This is a genomic window from Mycoplasma sp. CSL7503-lung, from assembly GCF_025515455.1.
Taxonomy (GTDB): Bacteria; Bacillota_I; Bacilli_A; order Mycoplasmatales; family Metamycoplasmataceae; genus Mycoplasmopsis.
The window spans coordinates 1-319 of sequence record NZ_JAOPHP010000063.1; the positions used below are offsets into that span (position 1 = coordinate 1).

General features: G+C 21.6%; 1 pseudogene. It reads right to left on the reverse strand.

Annotated features, from left to right (window positions below):
* Positions 1-319: pseudogene (locus N9R85_RS03915) on the reverse strand (hypothetical protein); the annotation flags it as partial.

Consider the following 319-nt stretch of genomic DNA (forward strand, 5'->3'; position numbering starts at 1 on the left):
ATATTTATCATCAACAAAAATATCTAATTCATTAAAATGATATTTACCAATATCTATTTTAGAATTTAATTTATATCTGTCATCTTTTTTTAAATTTATATCGTTATTGTTGTTTTTATTTGTATCACTGTTTTTGCTAAAATTATTTTCGGTATCGCTTGAACCATTTGAGGTATCATTTAAACCATTTTGGGTATCATTATTTTTTGAATTATTTACTTCTTTTTTCGACGATGGGTTATTATTATCATTATCATCTCTATTATCAATTCTATTAATATCATTCTCTCCTATATAATCTTCATCTATTAATTGAGAT